General features: G+C 64.4%; 17 protein-coding genes and 1 tRNA gene. 11 read left to right on the top strand and 7 right to left on the bottom strand.

Annotated features, from left to right (window positions below; all coding sequences use genetic code 11):
* Positions 1 to 16 precede the first annotated feature (16 nt).
* The 3 genes from MRBLSP13_RS08180 to MRBLSP13_RS08170 all read left to right on the top strand — a co-directional run bounded on the left by MRBLSP13_RS08180 (position 17) and on the right by MRBLSP13_RS08170 (position 1,751).
* The gene (locus tag MRBLSP13_RS08180; protein WP_363735228.1) at positions 17 to 310 is read left to right on the top strand and encodes a JAB domain-containing protein; all 294 of its coding nucleotides are present in this window, start codon (positions 17 to 19) and stop codon (positions 308 to 310) included.
* A gap of 104 nt (positions 311 to 414) precedes the next feature.
* Positions 415 to 491: transfer RNA gene (locus tag MRBLSP13_RS08175), tRNA-Pro, on the top strand.
* A 213-nt stretch (positions 492 to 704) separates the two neighbouring features.
* A complete protein-coding gene (locus MRBLSP13_RS08170; protein WP_363735229.1) occupies positions 705 to 1,751 on the top strand; it encodes a LacI family DNA-binding transcriptional regulator in 1,047 nt (348 codons plus the stop codon).
* A gap of 49 nt (positions 1,752 to 1,800) precedes the next feature.
* Here MRBLSP13_RS08170 and purB read toward each other — a convergent pair whose 3' ends face one another.
* The gene (gene purB / locus MRBLSP13_RS08165) at positions 1,801 to 3,114 is read right to left on the bottom strand and encodes an adenylosuccinate lyase (RefSeq protein ID WP_363735231.1); all 1,314 of its coding nucleotides are present in this window, start codon (positions 3,112 to 3,114) and stop codon (positions 1,801 to 1,803) included.
* A 252-nt stretch (positions 3,115 to 3,366) separates the two neighbouring features.
* On the opposite strand from purB, the gene MRBLSP13_RS08160 reads away from it, so the two are divergent.
* Entirely contained in the window at positions 3,367 to 3,750 is a 384-nt protein-coding gene (locus MRBLSP13_RS08160; RefSeq protein ID WP_363753897.1) for an EF-hand domain-containing protein, read from the top strand.
* 204 nt (positions 3,751 to 3,954) lie between these two features.
* On the opposite strand, the gene MRBLSP13_RS08155 is transcribed toward MRBLSP13_RS08160, so the two are convergent.
* The 3 genes from MRBLSP13_RS08155 to MRBLSP13_RS08145 form a co-directional block, all read right to left on the bottom strand.
* Positions 3,955 to 4,143, bottom strand: coding sequence for a hypothetical protein (locus MRBLSP13_RS08155; protein ID WP_133651734.1), 189 nt, complete (start codon positions 4,141 to 4,143; stop codon positions 3,955 to 3,957).
* A gap of 109 nt (positions 4,144 to 4,252) precedes the next feature.
* Positions 4,253 to 6,772, bottom strand: coding sequence for a DNA ligase D (gene ligD / locus MRBLSP13_RS08150; protein WP_363753895.1), 2,520 nt, complete (start codon positions 6,770 to 6,772; stop codon positions 4,253 to 4,255).
* A 3-nt stretch (positions 6,773 to 6,775) separates the two neighbouring features.
* Positions 6,776 to 7,678, bottom strand: a complete 903-nt coding sequence (locus tag MRBLSP13_RS08145) for a Ku protein (RefSeq protein ID WP_363735235.1) — start codon at positions 7,676 to 7,678, stop codon at positions 6,776 to 6,778.
* A 136-nt stretch (positions 7,679 to 7,814) separates the two neighbouring features.
* On the opposite strand from MRBLSP13_RS08145, the gene MRBLSP13_RS08140 reads away from it, so the two are divergent.
* The 7 genes from MRBLSP13_RS08140 to pyrF are packed head-to-tail and all read left to right on the top strand — an operon-like array spanning position 7,815 to position 13,948.
* Positions 7,815 to 8,954 (top strand): fumarylacetoacetate hydrolase family protein, encoded by a 1,140-nt coding sequence (locus MRBLSP13_RS08140; protein WP_363735237.1) that lies wholly within the window; start codon positions 7,815 to 7,817, stop codon positions 8,952 to 8,954.
* Entirely contained in the window at positions 8,951 to 9,709 is a 759-nt protein-coding gene (locus MRBLSP13_RS08135; protein ID WP_363753893.1) for an SDR family NAD(P)-dependent oxidoreductase, read from the top strand. The genes MRBLSP13_RS08140 and MRBLSP13_RS08135 overlap by 4 nt, the downstream gene beginning before the upstream one ends.
* Before the next feature lie 4 nt (positions 9,710 to 9,713).
* A complete protein-coding gene (locus tag MRBLSP13_RS08130; protein WP_363753891.1) occupies positions 9,714 to 10,586 on the top strand; it encodes an SMP-30/gluconolactonase/LRE family protein in 873 nt (290 codons plus the stop codon).
* A gap of 25 nt (positions 10,587 to 10,611) precedes the next feature.
* A complete protein-coding gene (locus MRBLSP13_RS08125) occupies positions 10,612 to 12,024 on the top strand; it encodes a sugar porter family MFS transporter (RefSeq protein WP_363735241.1) in 1,413 nt (470 codons plus the stop codon).
* A 14-nt stretch (positions 12,025 to 12,038) separates the two neighbouring features.
* Positions 12,039 to 12,911, top strand: a complete 873-nt coding sequence (locus tag MRBLSP13_RS08120; protein ID WP_363753889.1) for an aldose 1-epimerase — start codon at positions 12,039 to 12,041, stop codon at positions 12,909 to 12,911.
* Positions 12,912 to 12,941: 30 nt separating this feature from the next.
* Positions 12,942 to 13,277: a lipopolysaccharide assembly protein LapA domain-containing protein gene (locus tag MRBLSP13_RS08115; protein ID WP_133651726.1), complete on the top strand. Its 336-nt coding sequence runs from the start codon at positions 12,942 to 12,944 to the stop codon at positions 13,275 to 13,277.
* A complete protein-coding gene (gene pyrF, locus MRBLSP13_RS08110; RefSeq protein ID WP_363735244.1) occupies positions 13,274 to 13,948 on the top strand; it encodes an orotidine-5'-phosphate decarboxylase in 675 nt (224 codons plus the stop codon). Before MRBLSP13_RS08115 ends, pyrF begins: the two co-directional genes overlap by 4 nt.
* Before the next feature lie 135 nt (positions 13,949 to 14,083).
* Here the strand turns inward: pyrF and MRBLSP13_RS08105 are convergent, their stop codons facing one another.
* The 3 genes from MRBLSP13_RS08105 to MRBLSP13_RS08095 form a co-directional block, all read right to left on the bottom strand.
* Positions 14,084 to 14,737, bottom strand: coding sequence for an outer membrane protein (locus MRBLSP13_RS08105; RefSeq protein ID WP_363735245.1), 654 nt, complete (start codon positions 14,735 to 14,737; stop codon positions 14,084 to 14,086).
* A 237-nt stretch (positions 14,738 to 14,974) separates the two neighbouring features.
* A complete protein-coding gene (locus MRBLSP13_RS08100; RefSeq protein WP_363735246.1) occupies positions 14,975 to 19,153 on the bottom strand; it encodes a translocation/assembly module TamB domain-containing protein in 4,179 nt (1,392 codons plus the stop codon).
* The gene (locus MRBLSP13_RS08095; RefSeq protein WP_363735248.1) at positions 19,153 to 21,204 is read right to left on the bottom strand and encodes an autotransporter assembly complex protein TamA; all 2,052 of its coding nucleotides are present in this window, start codon (positions 21,202 to 21,204) and stop codon (positions 19,153 to 19,155) included. The genes MRBLSP13_RS08100 and MRBLSP13_RS08095 overlap by 1 nt, the downstream gene beginning before the upstream one ends.
* Positions 21,205 to 21,271 lie beyond the last annotated feature (67 nt).

Below are 21,271 nucleotides of genomic sequence, written 5' to 3'. Positions count from 1 at the left end.
GCCCATTCTGCGCGCCATGCGCGAACCTGCTTCCCTCAACCTGCTCGTCCTGGATGACGAATGGCGTGCACTCCATCGGCTGCCCGTAGACCTGGACTGGCAAAGGACAGTGGATGCGCTGCTGCGGTGGGACAGCCATTGGTTGGCGATCGAGCAGCAGCGGCCCGGCAGCCCCCTTCCCTGCTGGACCGACATCCGGCTGACCCGGACCTTGTCGAAGCGCCTGCGACCGATCGAGATCGCATTGGCTGACCATGTCATCCGCACCGGGAAAGGCCGGTTCAGCTTCCGCCAGGCCGGGCTTTTATAGCATGCCCCAAAAAAAACGCGTCGGCCGCTTGCCAGCCGGAAAAGCCGCCTCTATAGGCTGCGGCCTGCCCGGCGGGACCGCCTTTAAACGGACCCGCCATCGGTCGGGGAGTAGCTCAGCCTGGTAGAGCACTGTCTTCGGGAGGCAGGGGCCGGAGGTTCGAATCCTCTCTCCCCGACCAATATTTCTATCAGAAAATCGGCGGCTCTCCGCGACCACATGCTGTCACAGCAAAATCCGTCTCTGACCTGCCCCATATCGCCAGCGCGTCCGCCTATGGCCTTGCTGGGCGCGAGCGACCATAACCGGCGCAGCAACATAATCTGACGCGGTGCACGGGCATGATGGCGGATTTTGCTTAGTATCGGTCGAGCTTCCCGTTACCATTACGCGCATGGAACCGAGAAGCTCTAGGCGGCAGCGCAACGCCCCTACCATCAATGATGTTGCCAAGCATGCGGGCGTGTCGCCCATGACCGTGTCGCGGGTCATCAACGGTGAACAGATCGTAAGGAGCGCCACCAGGGAAAAGGTGGAAGCGGCCATCGCCGCGCTCAACTATTCGCCAAGCGCCGCCGCGCGCAGCCTGGCCGGCGGGGAAGACACCCGCATCAGCCTGCTCTACAGCAACCCGTCGGCTTCCTATCTGAGCGAATTCCTGGTCGGCAGCCTGGATCAGGCCAGCCGCAGCGGCGTCGATCTGGTGGTGGAGAAATGGGACGAGGAAACCGCCGTCGACACGGTCGTCGAGCATTTGCTGCGCGGCCGGATCAACGGTGTCATCCTTCCGCCGCCGCTGTGCGACCACCAGGCGATGAAGGATGCGCTGAAGGCGGCGGACATCGTGGCGGTCGCCGTCGCCACGGGCGAAGCGCCCGCCGACATGTCGGCCGTCAGCATCGACGATCATGCGGCGGCACTGGCGATGATGCGCCATCTGATCGCGCTTGGGCATCGGCGCATCGGTTTCATCAAGGGCCACCCGAACCAGAGCGCCAGCCGGCGCCGCTTCGAAGGCTATGGCGACGCGCTGGTCGAAGCGGGCATCACGCCGGACGAGACGCTGGTCCAGCAGGGCTATTTCACCTACCGCTCCGGGCTGGATGCGGCGGAGCGAATCCTGGCGCTGCCCGAGCCTCCGACCGCGATCTTCGCCAGCAATGACGACATGGCGGCGGCAGCCGTGGCCATTGCCCATCGCAGCGGGCTGGACGTGCCGGGCGACCTGACCGTCTGCGGCTTCGACGACACGTCGCTGGCGACCACGATCTGGCCGGAATTGACCACCATCCGCCAGCCGATCAGCGCCATGTCGCGCGCGGCCGTCGAATTGCTGGTGAAGCGGATCAGGGCGCGCAAGGGCAAGTCGGACGAAACGCCCTCTCATCTGCTGCTCGACTATGAACTGGTCCGGCGGCAATCGGACGCCGTTCCGCATTGAATCCTTCGAGAAGGACGGCCCGGCATGACGTGCCGGGCCCGCGCGATCCCTATTCCCCGAACACCCGGCGGAAGATCGTGTCGACCTGACGGAAATGATAGTCGAGGTTGAATTTCTCCTCGATCTGCTCGGCCGGGAGCGCCGCAGCCACGTCCGCATCGGCCTTCAGCAATTCCATCAAAGATAGCTGGCCGTCCGATTCCCACACCTTCATCGCGTTGCGCTGGACATAGCGGTAGCTGTCCTCGCGGCTCACGCCGGCCTGGGTCAACGCCAGCAACACCCGCTGCGAGTGGACGAGGCCGCCCATCTTGTCCAAATTCTTCATCATCCGCTCAGGGTAGACCAACAGCTTGTCGATGACGCCGGTCAGGCGGCCCAGCGCGAAGTCCAGCGTGATGGTGGCATCGGGCCCGATATAGCGCTCCACCGACGAATGGCTGATGTCGCGCTCATGCCAGAGCGCCACATTCTCCATCGCCGGCAACGCATAGCTGCGGACCATGCGGGCAAGGCCGGTCAGATTCTCCGTCAGCACAGGATTGCGCTTGTGCGGCATGGCGGAGCTGCCCTTCTGGCCGGGCGAGAAATATTCCTCCGCCTCCAGAACCTCGGTGCGCTGAAGGTGGCGGACCTCGGTGGCGAGCCGCTCGATGGAGGAGGCGATCACGCCCAGCGTCGCGAAGAACATCGCGTGGCGGTCGCGCGGAATGACCTGCGTCGATACCGGCTCGATGGCAAGGCCCAGCTTTTCGGCCACATGCTCCTCGACGCGCGGGTCGATATTGGCGAACGTGCCGACCGCACCGGAAATGGCGCAGGTCGCAACCTCGGCCCGAGCCGCGATCAGCCGAGCCTTGCAGCGGCTGAACTCCGCATAGGCCTCGGCCATTTTCAGGCCGAAGGTGACCGGCTCGGCATGGATGCCATGGCTGCGGCCGATGGTGGGCGTCAGCTTATGCTCATAGGCGCGGCGCTTGATGACCTCCAGCAGCTTGTCGAGATCGTCGATCAGGATGTCGGCGGCGCGGCTCAGTTGCACGGCAAGGCAGGTGTCCAGCACGTCGCTGGAGGTCATGCCCTGATGCATGAAGCGGGCTTCCTCTCCCACCTGCTCCGCAACCCAGGTCAGGAAGGCGATGACATCATGCTTGGTCACGGCCTCGATGGCATCGATGGCGGCCACGTCGATCGCGGGATTTGTCGCCCACCAGTCCCACAGCGCCTTGGCGGCAGACGGCGGCACCACGCCCAGTTCGCCTAGCTTTTCTGTCGCGTGCGCCTCGATCTCGAACCAGATCTTGAAGCGGGCCTCCGGCTCCCAGAGGGCGGTCATTTGCGGGCGGGCATAACGGGGAACCATCGGGCGAATCCTGCGTGCATGAGTTGAAAGTCGATGCGCGGCCTAGCAGCAGCGCCTTTCGGGGGCAAATCAGCCGGAAAGGCGGGATGGAACCCACTGAATTCCCGTACTTCATCCCATTAATCGCAGCATCGGCGGCGAACCGATGCGAATCGAAAGACCAGTGGTGCAACATGAACAAAAATTCAGGAACCACATGTTTTATTTGGCTATTGTCCAGAATGACATCAGACGGTGGATGTGGAGCAGGTGATGATCCGCGCATTTTTTCTGGCGAGCGCCCTTTTGGTTGCGCCATCGGCATGGGCGCAGGCGGCCGCGCCCCAGCAGGCGGCTCCCGCCGCGCCGGAAGGAAAACAGGCGCAGCCTGCGACATCGGGCGACGCGGTGGCGTCGATCGTGGACACGGAATTTCCCGCCTATGACCAGAATCATGACGGGCAGCTCGACAAGGCGGAATTTTCACGCTGGATGGTGGCGCTGAAGGATCAGGAACTGAAGGCGACCGGAAAGTCCCTTCCCCCCGCAGAAGTCACCGCCTGGGCCAACGGCGCGTTCGTCACCGCCGATACCGACAAGAGCGCGACGATCAGCAAACCGGAGTTGATCGCCTATCTCAGCGGCGGCGCCGCATAGGATAAAATAGCCCGCCCAGGCGGGACAGAACCCCGTGAGGGTCGCATCATGGGGCGGCATGGAGCGAAGGCCATGCCGCCTCTTTTTTCGCCATTTGCAGGGCGTGCGGGCATGCTGCGTCAGATATGACGCAGGTCGGGCGCTCCTGTTTTTCTGTCGCGCCACTGTAAGCGGAAAACCGTTGCCGCTTTCCCGCGCAATGCGTCAGCCGCGCTTCTTGTTGGCGTAGAGCAGCGCCGCGACGATCGCAGCCGATCCGATTCCGACGGCCGTCCCCATCCAGACGGCCTTGCCGGCTGATTTGCGCGCTGCGGAAGCCATGTCGGGCTTGGCGGTGGTGGAGCTAGGGGTTGCCGCGCCACTTTCGGGCGCTTCTTCGATCGGCTTCGTCATGGTGATTCCCGATATGCAACAAAGCGTCGGTGCAGAAAAGGCGGATGCGGCGAAAATCCGTCAGAGTATCCTGCGCCGGTCTGGATCGACCAGAATTTACGCTGCGCGCCTAATGCGACGGCAGCACCTGATGCGCTTCCCCCCAGCCGCGCAGGTCTCGGGAGGATTGGCGATCCAGCAAAAGTGCGACATCCTTCACGGTGAAGTGGGCCGCGCTCTCAATCCCGTCCATTTCCTCCCAGGTAACCGGAGCCGCGACGGAGGCATGTTCGCGGGCGCGCACCACATAAGGAAGCACCGCCGTCGCGCCGCGCTGATTGCGCAACCAGTCGATGAAGATGCGGCCCTTGCGCTTCGCCTTGCTCATCGTCGCGGTGAAGCGATCCGATTCCTGGACGGCAAGAGCGCGGGCGAAGCGGTCGGCGAAATCCTTGACCTCCGGCCATTGCGCCTCCGGCTTCAGCGGCACGACGACATGAATGCCCTTGCCCCCCGACAACATGGCAAAGCTGGTGAGGCCCAGATCCTCCAGCGTCCGCCGAATGTCCCGCGCCGCCTTCTTCACATCCTTGAAGTCCAGCCCTTCGTCCGGATCGAGGTCGAATATCATGCGGTCCGGCCGCTCGACATCCGCGATGCTCGAACCCCAGCCGTGAAATTCGATCGCGCCCATCTGGACGCAGGCCAATATGCCGTCGCCATCCTCTATATAGAGATAATCCTCCTCACTCCCTTCCTTCTCGCGGATCGGCACATGTTTGACATGGTCGCCGAAACTGCCGCTGTCATGTTTCTGGAAGAAGCATTTCTTCGCTCGGCCCTGCGGACATCGAACCAGGCTGATGGGCCGATAGGCGATCCAGGGCAGCATCACGCTCCCCATGCGCGCATAATAATCGGCCAGTTCGCCCTTGCTGATCTTCGCCTCCGGAAAGATCAGCCGGTCGGGATTGCTGATCCGGATCGAGCCTTGGGCTTCGGGTATCTCCATCATTTCCTCGCGCTCGACCTCGTTGGCTGCCTTGTCCTCGCGAAGACCCAGGAAACTGGCATGTCGGACGACATTGTCCGCCGTGAATTCTGCGAAGGCGACTTCCGCCACCAGATCGGGTCGGACCCATCGGGCGCCCCTGCTTTCGCTGCGCGGCACAGGGAGCGCGGCGGTCTTGCGCTCCCGCTTGCCCAATAGCGCGATCAGTCCGGCGCTGTTGGCGGCGTTGAACCCCGTGCCAACCTTCCCCGCATAGACCAGCCCAGTTCCTTCCCGCTGACCGAGCAGCAGGTTGCGGATGGACCGGCCGGTCGCGCTGCTGGGGGTCCAGCCGACAATGACGAATTCCTGCCGGCGGGTGCATTTGACCTTCAACCAGTTCTTCGTGCGTGCACCCCGATAGGGGGCGTCGGCACGCTTGGAAATGATGCCCTCCTGCCCTGCGTCACACATCGCCTGAAGCAGCCTCTCGCCTGCCCCGACCACATGGTCCCCGACATGGACATGCGCGGAACCGTCGCCCAGGAGGGCGGCCAGCTTTTCCTTGCGGCTGACATTGGGCATGCCGGTTAGGTCCTGCCCGTCCAGATGGAGCAGGTCGAAGGCGAACAGGTGCAACGGCGCCTTCCCCTCCCCCTTCAAGGCCTGTTGAAGCGTGGAGAAATCCGGGTTCCCTCCGCTGTCTAGCGCAACGATCTCTCCGTCGATCAGGGCGCCCGGAAGGTTCATCGCTGCTATTTCCGCGGGAAGCGGTGCGAACCGATCCGTCCAGTCGAGACCAGATCGGGTGAACATCCTGACATGCTCGCCGGATGCTGAAGCCAGGCACCGATAGCCGTCATATTTGATCTCGTGCATCCAGCCATTGCCCGTCGGCACGGCGTCGACCAGCGTCGCCAGTTGCGGCGGCCGAAAGGCTGGCAGGCCCCTCTTTCCCGGCCCTCGCTTTCCCAGCCCAGTCTTTCCCGACAGAGCGCGCCGCTTGACGGGAACGGCGCGATCCGCCTGCGCCATGGCCGCGTCAAATGCCTTCCCCTTCTTCCCCTTCAGCGATGTGGCCGGCGCACCCGCTGCGATCTCCGCCATGGTGCGTCCGCTCTTGATGCTGGTCAGGTTGCGGGCAGTCAGATCGTCCGCGCTGCCGGCATGGCCATCCTCGACCTTGCGCAGCAGCCAGTTTTCGCCCTTCTCCCGGCCCCGCGGCTTCAGCCGGATCAACAGCCATTCGCCGCGCATCCGATGCCCATGCAGAATGAAGTGGAGATGGCCATTTTCAAGGTCGCGGGCGCTCTTTCCGGGAATCGGCTCCCATATACCCTCATCCCAGAGCATGACGGTGCCGCCGCCATATTCCCCCTTGGGAATCGTCCCCTCGAATGTCGCATAGGACAGGGGATGATCCTCCGTACGGACAGCGAGCCGCTTGTCGGCGGGATCGATGCTGGGGCCGCGCGTCACCGCCCAGCTTTTGAGCACGCCGTCCATTTCCAGGCGAAAGTCGTAATGCAGGCGAGTCGCATCATGCTTCTGCACGATGAAGCTGTTGCCCTGGCTGCGCCCCCGCCTGCCCGCGGGCTCCCGGGTGCGGGTAAAATCGCGCTTGCGGTTATAGGCGCTGAGCGGATCGGCATCGGCCATCGCTCAGGCCCGTTTTCGGCTGGCCGGCCTTGCAGGCGCCTTTCGCGCCGCAGCCTTTGCGGGAGCCTTGGCGGCGGGGGCTTTCTTCGCCGCCGGTTTCGGGCCCGCCCCGGAAGCGCCCGTGCTTACCGATTTCTTGAGCGCCGCCATCAGGTCAATCACATTGCTGCCGCGCGCGGCCGTGCCTTCCTCCTGATCCTCGATGATACGGCGACCCTTCGACTTTTTCTTCTTTTCGATCAGGCGCTCCAACGCGTCCACATAGCGATCGTGAAAACTGTCGGGTTTGAAGGGCGCGGTCTTCTTCTCGATCAGCGTCTCGGCCAGATCGAGCAGTTCGCTATCGGGCTTCGCATCCTCTATATCGCGGAAATAGCTTTGGGCGCGGTTCACCTCATCGGCATAGCGCAGCGTTTCCAGCACCATGCCCCGGCCGCAAGGCTTCAAGGAGACGATATATTCCCGTCCCCGCATGGCAAGCTGGCCCAGCCCGACCTTCTTCGTCCGCCGAAGCGCCTCCCGCAGGACTATGAAGGCTTCCTCGGCCAGATCGTCTGCGGGGACGACATAATAGGGTCGTTCATAATAGAGCACGTCGATCTCGCTCGCGTCGACGAACTGGATGAGTTCGAGCGTCTTCTTGCTCTCCAGCTTGACTGCCTCGATCTCGTCGGGCTGCAGCAGCACATAATCGCCTTTCGCCACCTCATAGCCCTTGACGATGTCATCCGGATCGATGGGACCAAGTCCTGGCACCGTCTTTTCGTACCGGACCCGCTTTCCGCTAGGCTGGTGGATCTGGTGGAAGGCGATCTGCGCGCCGGATTTCGTGGCGGCGTAGATCTCCACCGGAATCGACACCAGCGCCAGGCGAATCTGCCCCTGCCAATATGCGCGAGCGGCCATGATCGTGCTGCCTCCTTTTCCAGGGGAAATGCGCGGATCAAGACGCAGTTCCCGGTGTACCACCCCAGCACCCTTGACTTCCGCCGCCAGTCATGTTGGTAGCGCTATCAATAACCTATTGTCTTAGGAGTCGATAATGCCGGGGGTCTCCACTTTGCTCGATTGCCTTCCCGCCGACTGGCGGTCCGGCCTGTTTCTGGGCCGCGTGGAAACGGCAGAAGGCCCGACGCCCCTGCTGGTCGAGGGTGGTATCGCCTATGACATGAGCCGCGCCGCCCCCACGGTATCGCAGTTGATCGACATATTGCCGACCGAAGGGCTTTCCGGCTTCGGCGCGGCAAAGGGCGTGTCGCTGGGCGCGCTCGGCGCGCTGGACCTGCCGCTGCTGAGCCCGGTCGACCTGCAATGCATCAAGGCGTGCGGCGTGACCTTTGCCCTGTCCGCGATCGAGCGCGTGATCGAGGAACGGGCGCGTGGCGACGCAGGCGCGGCGGCCGACATCCGGTCGCGGCTGGAGGGCCGGGTCGGCGGGTCTATCCGCGCGGTCAAGCCGGGCTCTACCGAAGCGGCGGCGCTCAAGCAGGCGCTGATAGAAGACGGGCTCTGGTCGCAATATCTGGAGGTCGCGATCGGTCCCGACGCCGAGGTATTCACCAAGGCGCCCGTGCTCTCCACGATTGGTGCGGGGGAAGAGATCGGGATCCGGTCCGATTCCACCTGGAACAATCCGGAGCCGGAGATCGTGCTGATCGTCGGCGCGAATGGGCAGGCCGTCGGCGCCACGCTGGGCAATGATGTCAATCTGCGCGATTTCGAGGGGCGTTCCGCCCTGCTGCTCGGCAAGGCGAAGGACAATAACGCCTCCTGCTCCATGGGGCCGCTGATCCGGCTGTTCGACGGCGGTTTCACCATCGATGATGTGCGCGACGCAGTGGTGGAACTCACCATTGACGGCCCGGAGGGCTACAGGCTGGAAGGCACCAGCAGCATGAACCAGATCAGCCGTGATCCGCTGGAGCTGGTGCGCCAGACGCTGTCGGAACATCAATATCCCGACGGTTTCGCGCTGTTCCTGGGCACGCTGTTCGCGCCGGTGCAGGATCGGGATGAGCCGGGGCACGGCTTTACCCACAAGGTGGGCGACAGCGTCGCCATTTCCACTCCCCGGCTGGGCAGGCTGGTGAACAGGGTCGTGACATCGAAGGAGGCGGCGCCCTGGAGCTTCGGCCTTGCGGCGCTGATGGCCAATCTTTCCAAAAGGGGCCTCCTCGCATGAGCGGCGCAGTCTATCCCAGCCTGAAGGGCAAGCGCGTCTTCATCAGCGGCGGCGGCAGCGGAATCGGCGAAGGCCTGGTCGAGGCCTTTGCCGCGCAGGGCGCCCGCGTGGCGTTTTGCGATATTGCGCAAGAGGAAAGCCGGGCGCTCGTCGAACGGCTGAAGGATGCGGATTTCGCGCCGGCCTTCCATCCCTGCGACCTCAGGGACATCGAAACCGTGCAGGCGATGATGGCCGCGGTCGAGGAGCAGCTTGGCGGCATCGACATATTGATCAACAATGCGGCCAATGACGACCGTCACAGCATAGAGGAAGTGACGCCCGCCTATTGGGACGAGCGGATGGCGGTGAACCTGCGCCACCTCTTCTTCGCGGCGCAGGCCGTGGTGCCCGCGATGAAGCGCGCTGGCGGCGGCGTGATACTGAACTTCGGGTCGATAAGCTGGCATCTCGCCCTGCCCGACCTGGTGCTGTACCAGACCGCCAAGGCGGCGATCGAGGGCCTGACGCGCAGCCTGGCCCGCGATCTGGGACGCGACAATATCCGCGTCAACACCATCATTCCCGGCAATGTGAAAACGCCGCGCCAGATGAAATGGTATACGCCCGAAGGCGAGGCAGAGATCGTCGCCGCGCAATGCCTGGATGGACGGATCCTGCCAGCCGACGTGGCGGCGCTGACTTTGTTCCTGGCGTCCGAAGATGCCCGCATGTGTACCGGGCATGATTATTTCATCGACGCGGGCTGGCGCTGAAGCCATGGGCAGCGTTCCGGAAAGCGTACTGGCCATCGGCGCAACGCTGGGCGAAGGCCCCGTCTGGGTGGCGCGGGAAGCGGCCCTCTGGTTCGTCGACATCAAGGAGAAGCGCATCTATCGCTTCGATCCCGGTCTGGGCGTGGCGCGCAGTTGGGATGCGCCCGCGCAGGTCGGCTGGATATTGCCGACGCAGGACGGCCTCTTCGCGGCCGGGCTCCAGTCCGGTGTGCATCGTTTCGATCCGGACGACGGCAGCTTCGCCCTGCTCCATGCGCCGGAGGCCGACCGGCCCGGAAACCGACTGAACGATGCCACCGTCGATCCGGCCGGCGGCCTGTGGTTCGGGTCGATGGACGATGGGGAAGAGGCCGATGAGGGGCGCTTCTACCGCCTGTACCAGGGGCGGCTGACCGAAAGTGGACTGCCCCCCGTTTCCATTACCAACGGCCCTGCCGTCTCGCCCGACGGCACTCTGCTCTATCACACCGATACGCTCGGCAAGCGAATCTGGCGGACGCGGATCGCCACCGACGGCACGCTGCATGATACGGCTGCGTTCGTGGATATAGAGGAGGGCGCCGGCTATCCGGACGGCCCGACCATCGATGCGGAAGGCTGCCTTTGGACAGGGCTGTTCGCCGGCTGGGCCGCGCGGCGCTATGATCCCGCCGGAAAGCTGATGTCGGAGGTCCGCTTTCCCGTCGCCAACGTCACGAAGATCGCCTTTGGCGGGCCTGACCTGTCGGTCGCCTATGCCACCACTGCGCGGAAGGGCTTGACGAACGACCAGCTTGTCGCGCAGCCCAGTGCGGGTGATCTTTTCGCTTTCGATCCCGGCGTACGCGGCCAAACATCCTATATCGCAATCATTTAGAATATAAATCGGAGGAGGAGCAGGAATGTCGGAAGGGAGTGCCGAGAAGGTCAATATGGCTTTCATCGCCGCCATCGTCGCCGTGGCGACCATCGGCGGTTTCATGTTCGGTTATGACAGCGGCGTCATCAACGGCACGCAGAAGGGGCTGGAAAGCGCCTTCGACCTTGGCAAGCTGGGGATCGGCGTCAATGTCGGCGCCATTTTGGTGGGCTCCTCCGTCGGCGCATTCCTGGCCGGGCGCATGGCCGACCTGATCGGGCGGCGCGGCGTGATGATGCTGGCGGCCGTGCTTTTCCTGTTCAGCGCTTTATTGGCGGGTGCGGCGGGATCATCCGCCATCTTCATCATCGCGCGCATCATCGGCGGCCTTGGCGTGGGCGCGGCGAGCGTGATCTCCCCGGTCTACATTTCCGAAGTCACGCCCGCTGCGGTGCGCGGCCGGCTGTCCAGCGTGCAGCAGGTGATGATCATCTCCGGCCTGACCGGCGCGTTCGTCGCCAATTTCGTTCTGGCGCGCTATGCTGGCGGATCGACGGCGCAGCTGTGGCTGGACTTTCCGGCCTGGCGCTGGATGTTCTGGCTCCAGGCCATTCCGGCCGCGATCTACTTCCTGGCGCTGCTGGTCATCCCGGAAAGCCCCCGCTATCTGGTGGCGCGCGGGCAGGAAGAGCGCGCCCATGCCGTGCTCACGCGCCTGTTCGGTGCGGAGGCCGCATCGCGCAAGGTGGTGGAAATCCGCAACAGCCTGGCCGCCGACCATCACCGGCCCAAGCTCAGCGACCTGGTCGACAAGGCCAGCGGCAAGATCCGCCCCATCGTCTGGACCGGCATAGGCCTGGCCGTTTTCCAGCAGCTCGTCGGCATCAACGTCGTCTTCTATTATGGGGCGACGCTGTGGGAAGCCGTGGGCTTTTCCGAAGATTATGCGCTGCAGACCAACATCCTGTCGGGCGTGCTGTCGATCGGCGCCTGCCTTGCCACCATCGCGCTGGTCGACAGGATCGGGCGCAAGCCGTTGCTGCTGATCGGATCGGCGGGGATGGCGGTGACTCTGGCCACTGTCGCCTATGCCTTTTCCACGGCGGTCACCGCGCCAGGTGGGGCGGTGACGCTGCCCGGCAATAACGGCGTGATCGCACTGGTTGCCGCCAATCTCTACGTGATCTTCTTCAACATGAGTTGGGGTCCGATCATGTGGGTCATGCTGGGCGAGATGTTCCCCAACCAGATCCGGGGATCGGGCCTTGCCGTATCCGGCTTTGCCCAGTGGATCGCCAATGCGCTGATCTCCGTCAGCTTTCCGGCGCTGGCGGTGTCGCCCGGCCTTGCGATCACCTATACCGGCTATGCCTTCTTTGCAGCCATCTCCTTCTTCTTCGTTCGCGCCCTGGTGCATGAAACAAAGGGTCGCGAGCTTGAGGACATGGTCGGCTGACCGGCCTGATCACCTTGAAGGCGGGCGCGGCGGAAGCCGTGCTCGCCCCCGCCGTTGGCGGATCGCTGGTAGCGGTACGCTTCGCGGGTGCGGACATTTTGCGGCCCGCTGCCGCGAACAATGTCGATCCATTGCAGATGGCCAGCTTTCCGTTGGTGCCCTACACCAACCGCATCGCCCATGGCCGGTTTCGTTTCGGCGGTCGCGACGTGCGGTTGCCGCTCAATTTCGGGGACCATCCCCACAGCATCCACGGCTTGGGCTGGACCAACGCATGGCATGTCGAGGCGGTCATGCAAAACAGCGCGCATCTGACGCACCATCATGGCGGCCATGACGGCTGGCCCTGGGCCTATGAGGCGCAGCAGCATTTCACCCTGTCGGACAATGCGATCGAGATGCGGCTGATGCTGCACAACATCAGCGATGCGCCCATGCCGGCGGGCCTTGGCTTTCACCCCTATTTCCAGGCGGATGAAGGCACATCGCTTCAATTCCAGGCGGACCGGCTGTGGCTTGCCACGGCAGACATGCTGCCCGTGCAGGAGGTTGCGGCAGATATGCTGGGCGACTGGTCCGCCGGCGCGCCGGTGCGGGGCGACAGGCTGATCGACAATGTCTATGGCGGTTGGAACGGAAGCGCCGCCATCCAGCGGGGAGACGGGACGCGAATCCTGCTGAGCGCGGTGGGCGCTGGCTGGTTCCATGTCTATCGGCCGCCTCTCTCAGGCCATTTCTGCCTTGAGCCGGTCACCCACATGCCCGATGCCGTCAACCGCCCCGGCGGCATGGAAAGCATCGAACCGGGCGCGGAAAAGACGCTTTCCCTGCGCATCGCCGTCTCTCAGGCCGACGAGGTGCTTCCGCAGCGCGACAAAATCGCCTAAGCTGCGCGCTCAGCAGCTATAGGAGCGTTGATGCAATTTCTGCGGACTGCCTTCTGGGTCGTCATCGCCGTCGCCCTCGCGCTATTCTGCGTCGCCAATTACACGCGCGTGGAAGTGAACCTCTGGGGCGACCTGGTCATGGAAACCAAGCTGCCGGTCCTGCTGATCGGCGCCTATTTGCTGGGAGCGCTGCCCTTCTGGATCATGGCGCGTGCGACGCGGTGGCGGATGAAGCGCAAGCTGGAAAACACGGAGCGCGCTCTCGTCGCGGCAACCACTGCGCCCTCTCACCCCCTTTCATCGTCCCTCGCCGTTGCGGACGACACGTCCGCCTCTCCTACCCTCTCCAGCACAGGACCAGCATGACCAGCCCGATCTATGTCGCCATCGATACGCCCGACCTGCGCAAAGCCCAGGAACTTGCGCAGCAGGTGCGCCATCATGTCGGCGGGCTGAAGCTGGGCCTCGAATTTTTCTGCGCCCATGGCCATCATGGCGTTCATGAGATGATGAAGTTCGGCCTGCCGATCTTTCTTGACCTGAAGCTGCACGATATTCCGAACACCGTCGCCAAGGCGGTGCAGGCGCTGCATGTGCTGGAACCCGCGATCCTGACCGTCCACGCCGCGGGCGGACGCGCCATGCTGGAAAATGCGAAGGCGGCGGCCGGGGTGAATACGAAAGTGGTTGCAGTGACCGTGCTGACCAGCCTGGATGATGGCGATCTGCTGGATATCGGCATTGGCGGCAGGGCAGAGGATCAGGTGGCGCGACTGGCTGACCTGGCGCGCAGCGCGGGGCTGGATGGTATCGTCTGTTCCGGCGAGGAGGTTGCGCTGGCGAAGAAGGCCTGGCCCGATGGGTTCTTCGTCGTGCCGGGCGTGCGGCCGGCGGGCGGCGCCATGGGCGACCAGAAGCGCGCAGTGACGCCGCGCGAGGCGCTGGACCGAGGCGCTTCGATCCTGGTGGTCGGGCGGCCGATCAGCCTTGCGGACAATCCCGACATCGCCGCGCGCGAGATAGAGGCGACGCTTTAAGAGCAAGGCGAGATTGACAGGAAACCCTCCCCGCGCAAGGCGTGGGGAGGGTTTTTCATGCCTGCTTCCGATTGCCGGTTCCAGGCTATCGAAAAGGGCGGCGTGAAGGGGCTGAGCCCCTCCCGCCCTTCCCAGTCAGAACCGCCAACCCAGGCTGGCGACGACCTGGTGCCTGTCGGTATCGATGCCGAATTCATCGGTCGTCGTACCATTCGCAAAGTCGATATGCGCATCCTCATATTTGGAATAGCGATATTCAAGCTTGGCAAAGCTGTTGGCGCTGAGGGCGCGTTCCACGCCCGCGCCAATGCGCCAGCCGTCCAGTTTGAAATTGGTATCGGTCTCCACATTGGTGTTGCCGGCGAGCACGTCCAGCTTCGTATTGGTGTAGCCGCCCTTCACATAAACCAGCGTGTTGGGGCTGGCGAGAATGCCCGCGCGTGCCCCGATATAGAGGTCGCGGCCCTGCTTGACGCGGCCGAAGCCGAACTGGTCGGTCGGGTCGGTGCGGCTGCTCTTGGCGGTGGAGTCGGTAAATTCACCCTCGACGCCAACCACGGCGCTACCAAGGTTCACGTCATAGCCGGCACCCACGCCGTAGAGCAGGCCGTCGATCGACTGATCGTCGCGGCTATTGTCATTGTCGACGCTGCTGCCGGCACCGGTATGGTCATAGCCCAGAATGGCCTCGACGCGCGGCCCGGTGAAAGTGGGATTGGCGTCCTGCGCCATGGCGGGGCTCGCGACCGCTGCGCCGGTGAGGAGGGTTGCGACCAGGATCTTACGCATATTCAATACTCCACCTTGTCTTCTCAATTCCCTGTCAGTCGGGAAGACGATGAAGTCGCGAGCGTCCCGTCGGGTTTCATGAACCCAGGATAAACAATTGAATTTGTGTCATTTATGCCACAGAAACAATGTAGTCTGTCGCGTGATCGAGCCAATGGAGCGATGAGTCGATCAGCATGTGACGACGTTGCTCCATGCCCATCGCCCTAATTGGATCGACGCGGCAATCGGCCGCGCTCAATAATCCTTCGAAATGCGCACATTGGCGCTTTCGCGGCCCAGGGTGGAGATGGCGGCAAGCAGCGACAGCCAACGAGTGACCTGATATTCGATGCGGGTGGCGGAATAGCCCTGACCGTCGGTGATCAGCTCCACATAGGTCTTGCGGGTCAGATATTTGCCCGCCGCGATCGATGTTCCCTGGCCCTGCGTCGGGTCGGCAGGAATGATGCGGAGCCGGTCGAGCCCCGCCGCCTTGCGCACCGCATTGATCGGATCCAGGCCACCTTGTCCCTGGAGCGAACCCACCGCCGACGCGAGTTGCAGCGCTTCGGGCGCGGACAGGCTGGTGATCGACGTGCCGAACAGGATCCGGGACAGCAGCTCGTCCTGCGGCAGCGCGGGCACGCTGGTGAAGCTGATCACGGGTTTGAGGCCCGTGCCGCCGACATGGATGGTGGCGGTCAGGTCGCTGACATTCGCCTCTGCATCAATGTCGAGCGTCGGATTGACCGGGGTGCGGCCATCGAACTGGATCTTCCCTTCCCTCAGGTCGAAGCGGCGGCCGGCAAAATCATAGGTGCCCCGGACGAGGTCGGCCGTACCAGCGATGGCCGGGCTGGTGACGGTGCCGCCAATGTCCAGGTCGGCACGCCACTCGCTCTCCAGGCCGAGGCCGGTGACGGTCAGGCGGTTGCGGGCGCGCGCCTTGATGGCGAGGTTCCAGGGAATGCTGGTGCGCGGTCGCTCCAGCTCGTCGCCGCGACGATTGGTTTCGATCACGCGCAGTTCCGGAATTTGCGCGACGGCGGCCGCCCGCCCCATGGTGAAGCGGCTGCGGTTGAGGATCAGGTCGCCACCGATGGTGCCGCCCTTGCCCGTGGAAATGATCGTGATGGGGCCTGTCACGGTAGCGGCAATGTCGTCCCGTTCCAGCAGCGCGGCATTTTCCGCCTGGAGGCGCAGGTCCATCCCGACGCCCGCTATGCCCTTGAAGGTGAAGCTGCCCGTACCCGTAACCGTCCCGCCATTTTGCGCGGCTGCGCTGAAACTGGTCATGACGAGCTGCGCGCCGGAGAAGCGGCCGCGGGCCTTGACGTCGTGCAGCCGCATGCCGGTGACGGGGCTGTTGATCGCCGCGGCGTCGGTTGCCAGCGATCCGGCAATGACGGGATTGCCCAGCGTGCCGCGCGCGTCGGCAGTGATGCTGACGGGGCCGGAAATGTCGACAATCTCCACCCCCGTGAGGCGCCAGAGCGTGTCGGCAGTGCCATTATAGCGAAGCTGCGCGAAGAGGGGCGCGCGATTGAGGCGCTCGACCAAAGAGCCTTCCGAGCCGAGCGGCGTCAGCAGCACCTGCGCGCGGCCGATCGTCTGGCCGTTCGCCACGAAGACCATGCGCGTGGCAAGCCGGTCGTGCGTCAAGATCGCGTTGACGCCCGCATCGACCGGACGGGAACTGAGCGACAGGCCAGATCGGGAAAGACCACGCACGCGCAGTTCGGCCTTGCCCGTCGGCATGTCGCCCCGCCTGTGCACATAGCTGAGCGAGCCCGTCGCCGTGCCGCCCAGGCCCAGATCGTCATAGGCGATATCGAGCAGCGACAGCGGCAGTTTCTGCAACCGCGCCTCTATGCTGGTCGTCCCGCCGCTGAGTTCACCGCCAAGCTGGAGCGAACCGCCCGCGAAGCTGATGGAGGCGGGGTCGAGCCGCCAGCCGTCCTGCGTGCGGCTGACGAGGGCCGGACGATTGAGCTTGATGGGCCGTTCGTCGATGGTGCCGCCGGCCTGGATCTGGATACGGTCGGGCGTGACCTGCGCCTCGCCGCTGAGGTTGAAGAGGCGGCCGCGCTGGCCGGAAAGGCTGGCCGTCACCTTGCCGCTGCCGTCGACCAGATCGGCATTGGCGGCAAGGCGCCCGATCTGGACGGCGCCGATGCGCAGGCCCCTCGCCTGCGTCGTCGCGTTGATCGTCGTACCCGAAGGGTCAAGCAGGATTGTCGCGTCCAGCTTGCCCCGGCGTACGGCAATGCTGGTCGGCCCATCGAAACTGGCGTCGGTCGCGGTCAGGGCCAGCTTCAATTGCTGGACGCCATTTACCGGGGCGAAGGCGATCGAACCGGTCACCGGACCACCGACGTTCAGCACGCCATCGAGCCCGCCTGTCACCGGGCGCAGGTCACCGCCGGCGCTGACGCCCGATGCGGTGACCCGCGCGATGCGGACGATCGCCTGGCCGCCCGGCGGCAGCAGGATCGCGCCATTGCCGGTGAAGGGACCGAGCGTCGATCCGCCCTCCGCCGTGAAGCCGTAACCCGCCGCATCGGGGACCAGATGGGCGTGCATGTCCGTGACGCCGAGCGCCTTCAGCGGGCTTTGCAGGACGACATCGACCGTCGGGCGATCGATCTTGCCGTCCAGGATCAGGCGCAGCGGGCCATAGCTTCTGTGCTGACCGCTGCCTTCGAAATGGAACGTGCCGTCACGACGGCGATAGCCCTTGGCCGCCAGCTTCAACAGCGGCGCGTCAAGGCGGAGATTGGTGAACTGAAGCTGGCCGTCCGGACCCAGCGACAGGCCGCTGCGCAGCACGGGCAGGCCGCCCCCCAGCGACCGCAGGAAGCTGTTGTCCAGCCGCCGCATCCGCGCCATCGCGTCGCCGCTCAAGGAGAAGGCGCCTTTGGCGCCGGGGACAGCGCGGAGCTTAGACGTCAGGTCGACAATGCCCAGGCCGCGAATGGCAAGGCCGCTGACCTGACCGTCCAGGCCAATGTCGTACCGTCCGGATTTCAGGTCGGCGAGGAAGAGCAGCTTGCCCCGCAGCTTGTCGGACCGCACCGTCATCGGATTGCTGACGATCTGCTGGTTCCTGAGTTGCAGCACGCCGTTGAGTTCGAAATTCCGGATGATGCCTTCCACCAGCGGCCCTTGACCGTCGAGCCGGCGGGCACGCAGGTGGAGCGGGATCAGCGCGACGCCCCCTTTGGCCTTGCGACCCTTCCCCTCGGCACGGACGTCGTTGATCACGGTCTTGCCGAAGGCGAGCTGTCTGGCGGTGAGCAGATATTCATAGCCGAAGCCGGATAACGGACCATCCAGCCGGACGCGCGCCGCAACGTCCCGTCCCCCCATCGACCTGAGCAAGGCCTGGGGACGGGCCAGCTTCACGTCGACCAGCAGGTTGTCGAGCGCATTGTTGCGCAGGTCGATGGCGCCGTCCGCGCTGAGATGGATGGCGGCGGAACGGAGCAAGATCTTGCCGTCGATGACACGGTCGGCCATCGACCCGCTTGCCTGGATGGCAAGGCGCGGCGCGGAAAGACGCTGGACGAGGCCCTGCCCTGCCATGGCCGACCCTTCGAGGGTACCGGTGGCCGCATAGGCGCCGCTGCGAGCCGTCAACTGCAGGTCGATCGCCGGATCGCCGTCCAACGTACCGGCCAGCCGACCATCCCAGCGGGTCCAGCTTCCCCTCCCCTGGATGCGAAGATTGGCGTCCTGTCTCAAGCCCGCCATGATCGCCAGCACGCCGCCCCTGGGAGCATTCACCGTGACGTCCAGGTCGAACTTGTCGTCGTCAGGACGGCTGTCGAGCGCGAGGTTGAGCGCATCCTCCCCGTTCAGCACCCGGGCGGCAAGGTCGATAATGGCGCGGCCGCCGCGAATATCGGCATCGCCTGAGAGCGTCGCCTGCTGTAGCTTGCCGGTGATACCCCGCTCCAGGGTGAGGCGGCCGACCGAAAATTGCATCAGGCGAATGTCGAAACCGGGCAGGATCGGCCCTTCCCGTTCGCTGGGATTGAGCTTCGGCAGCTTGTGCAGCGTAGCCTGCGGAATGAAGAGGCGGTCGATGTCGAGCCGGTTGGAAAGCCACGCAAAGGGCCACCAGTCCAACTCCACGCGCGGCGCGTCAAGGAACGCCCCCTTGGGATCCGACAGGGTGACGCCCAGAAGAACGGCCTTTCGGTAAATGCTGCCGTCGATCCGGTCGACATGTATACGCAAGCCCGAAGGCGGACTGATCCTGGCGATGCGGGAAATGAGGAAGCGATGCCCGGGCGCGGTGTCGAGCCAGGCAAGCGCACCCGCGACGATCAGCAGCAGCGCGGCGAGCACGCCAGCGACCCAGCGCTGCCAACGGCCATCCCAGGCGCGGCGGCGACGCGGCGGCTGCGTTTCGGGCGCTTCGTCAGCCATCAGAAGGCCTGTCCCAGCGAAACATAGACCGCGATCTTCGGGTCGCCAGACTGCGGGTTGAGCGGCGTGCCCAGGTCGATGCGGATCGGACCGAAACTGCTGTAATAGCGCAAGCCCATGCCTGCGCCGATGCGCAGGTCCCGAAAGCGCGGCAGGAAACTGGCCGAGATGTTGCCGGCATCGACAAAGGGCACGACGCCGAAATTGCCGAAGCGTATGCGCGATTCCAACGAAAATTCCGCCAGGCTCTTTCCGCCCACCGGATCGTCATTGGGACCGTAGCGGGGACCAATGGCCTGATAGCCATAACCGCGCACCGACGCACCGCCACCTGCGTAGAAGCGCCGAGAGGGCGCGATCCGGTCAACCGTCGACCCCAGGATCGTGCCGAAGCGGGCGCGGGCAGCAAGTACGATGCGGTCGCTCATCGGCTGATAGACGCTGCCGTCGAGTTGCACGCGGGCATAGCCGAAAGTGCTGTTCTGGAAAGACAGTTCGGGGCTGAGGCGGCCGCCGAGGCGGAAACCCTTGCTGGGGTTCAGCAGATCATCGCTGCCGTCATAGGTAAGGCTCAACGGAATGGCGCTGATCAGGAACGTGCGACGGTTGCCGTTGCTGAACGCGTCGGCTTCATCCGATGCGATCAGTTCGCCGCCAATGCGCCAGACCCATTTCTTCTGGAATAATATGTTGGTCTGCCGCTCCAGCACGCCGGACAGGGTGATGGTGCGCGCATCATAGGCATCACGCTTGATATTGCTGACGGACAGCAGGCCCGTCAGCACATTGTCGCGTCGGCGGAAATTGTTGCGGCGATAGGTGAAGGACGCTGTCTGCTCCTGCGTGCCGAGCACGCCGCGCACCGTCACCGACCCCTCGGGCGGGAAGAAATTGCGATTGGTCCAGCTCAGTTCGGCGCGATAGCCCTCGCCCGTGCCATAACCCAGTTCGCCGGCGACGGTCCGCAGCGGCGCCGGCCGGGCATCGATCGCCAGGTCGACATGCTCCCCGTCCTCGGCATCCCTGGGAGTCATGGTCAGGGATGAAACCAGGCCGGTCGCGATCAACGCCTGCCGCAGATCCTCGACATCGGAGGCCATATAGGTGTCGCCCGGATGGAAACGAGCTATGCGCTGGACGTGACGGGCGCTGAACAGCGCGTCATTGGCCATGACGATCCTGCCGAAGGTGCGATATGCGCCCGGATTGACGACGATATCCAGGTCGCCCTTGCGCTCCTCATGATCGATACGGACTTCCGGCTCCTCCACCTTCCCGAAGGGAAAGCCGTTTTCGAACAGTGCGACCGCCAGGGATTGCTGGCCGGCAAGGATGGCGTCGGCGTCGACCGGGTCACCGACCTTGGGCGGGAAGGCAGCGCGCAATTTCGCCTCCCGCTCGCCCGTGGTTTCCAGGCCCGTCAGGTTGACGGCCGAAAGCAGGTAGCGCGCGCCCGGCACGATGCGGAACGTGACCGCCAGCCTGTCGCTGCCCGCCGGCGGAGCAGCGGCCGCTCCCCGGACGCGCGCGGCGTAATAGCCCTTGGCGCGCAGCAGGCGATCCAGCAGGTCGCTGTCTTCCTTTATACGGCGGTTGATCTGGGCAAGGTTGGCGGGCTTCCCCTCCCCCTGGCGCAGCGCCGACAATTCGTTGAAGCGGGTCGTGAACTGGTCGTCGGCAATGTCCTCAACGCCGGTCAGTGCAACCGTATAGCGGCGCTCCTCCCCCGTGTCCGCAAAAGTGGCGGCTTTCTCCTCCGGCTCCTCGGCGGTTTCGGGGGCAGTCGCCTGCTGCGGCGCGTCGGCGGACTGCGGCGGCAGTTCGACCATCGGCGTCACGATGTCGGGTTGCCCCATGTCAGGCCAGGCGACGCCGATGTCGGGCATGGGCGCCAGACCGGGATCGAGGTCGGGTTGATCGGGAACGGGTTGGGCGCCAGCCTGCGGCTTCTCCTGCGCATGCGCGACGGGCAGGAGAAGGAGCAGCGGCACGAGCAGAGCAGCTTGCGGCAGGCCTGAAATGCGGCGACAGGTCCGCAAACCGATGTTCATATCGCTGATCTAGACCAGTTATCGGGCGGATGGCCAGCCCCCAACAACATGGCGAGGCAGGCCGTGC

Origin of the sequence: Sphingobium sp. LSP13-1-1.1, from assembly GCF_040676415.1 — a bacterium.
In the GTDB taxonomy this organism is placed as follows: Bacteria; Pseudomonadota; Alphaproteobacteria; order Sphingomonadales; family Sphingomonadaceae; genus Sphingobium.
This window is presented reverse-complemented; position numbering and strand designations above follow the sequence as displayed.